This is a genomic window from Bacillus sp. NPDC094077 (assembly GCF_050279465.1).
In the GTDB taxonomy this organism is placed as follows: domain Bacteria; phylum Bacillota; class Bacilli; order Bacillales; family Bacillaceae_G; genus Bacillus_A.
This window is the reverse complement of record NZ_JBNNUF010000057.1, coordinates 1-1552: the sequence shown is the minus strand read 5'-3', so window position 1 is coordinate 1552 and position 1552 is coordinate 1. Positions and strand designations below refer to the sequence as shown.

Sequence of the window (1552 nt, the reverse complement as noted above, 5' to 3'; positions counted from 1 at the left end):
GTCAGCCCGTTGGATCGCAAATATTCAAACCCCCTACCCCCGATCTTCGGGGGATGCCCCTTCGGCTGGCGCAAACAAACGGGGTTTGTTTGAATCAATAGGCTTTGGATATGGTGAATGAGTCAACTCCTTAATGCTCACTTTCGTTCCGCTTACCGTTGACTCATGCCATATGTTTTCCACTCCATTTTTTAAACAGTAACGCTCCTTTTAAGTGCACACTTTTCCGAAACAACACAAAACAAACACGAACTTAATTCACCCATTATTGAACCCTTGTTGCAACTGATTTTTTTGCAAAACGTTACCTTTCTTTGTGTGCAGTGCGCTCCTTTTCAAACACAAAACGTTACCAAGTGATTGGCAACTGGTCGGTCATTTTTCATCACTGATCCGCCAGTGATCGGGAAGTGATTAATTCAAAAATCGCCACTGCTGCAGGAGTGATTTACACCACTTCTTTGGGGTCATTTTTTGCTAGGCTTTGCCTAGTTCCACACCATAAGTGGGGACAAAAACCCCTTATGCTCTTTTCACCTTTTCCGAAATGTCTCCAGCGACACTTATCAAAATCTTTCTCTTTCAACCCGCTACGCAAAACAAAAACATTTTGCCTTTTGATCTAAGAGGGCGTAGCGTATACCGTAGCGAATGAATCATAAAGAGGTGAACCCGCTATGAAACCCGAAACCTACCTTTCTTCACAAGACATTGCAAACAAGCTCAATGTCTCCAGCGTCACGATACGCAAATACGCCGCCATGCTTGAGAAAAACGGCTATAATTTCGCCAGAGACACTAAAGGATGGCGTCAGTATAATGAGTCCGATTTATCCGCTATGGAGTATATATACACACACTCTAAATTAAGTGGTAAATCACTAGAAGAAGTAGCCAAACTTGTAGCGACCTTGTATCGGTCAAACTTGTCCATATCGGATACCGCTACACCGCTACAAGATGTCAATGTTGCCGATCTCATTCAAAGACAAGAGGAATTCAATCGGGCCATCCTAAAACGACTCGAACAATTTGAAGAACAACAAAAAAAGCGAGATGAAAATCTCATGCTCGCTTTGAAAGAATCCATTGAAGCAAAAAAAATGATTGCTGCTGCTCAACAAAAAAAGTGGTGGCAATTTTGGAAATAGGACACCCATGAAAATGGCGCACTTATACACACCCCTGTGTGAGTGCTAAAATCTCTCGATTTCCGTCAAGCGTGTAAAGAAGAAGCCGACTTAATAGCCGGCTTCTTCTGATTCTTCAAACCACAATGCAATGAACAGCAAAGTACAAATAATGAATGCTCCTAAATCCATCACATTAAATACAATCGTCATCACATTCACCTCCACAGTGAACGGATTCTATCACAAAAATATTCCTCAAAACGAAGCACTGAAAAATAAAAAAAATGATTGCGGACACCGCAATCAAAAAAGAAATTTTCCAATGAATTCCCAACGCTAAATCATTCCATGTTAGGATGAAAATATACCCAAAAAAAGGAGTGATTTCTATAGAAACGGAGGTTTATAGTAAGCCAAAG

1 protein-coding gene is annotated in these 1552 nt (G+C 41.1%); it reads left to right on the top strand.

The features are described 5' to 3' along the window. The first annotated feature begins 677 nt into the window (after window positions 1-677). Window positions 678-1151 (top strand): DUF3967 domain-containing protein, encoded by a 474-nt coding sequence (locus ACQKNR_RS29220; RefSeq protein WP_010890180.1) that lies wholly within the window; start codon window positions 678-680, stop codon window positions 1149-1151. Window positions 1152-1552: the final 401 nt, after the last annotated feature.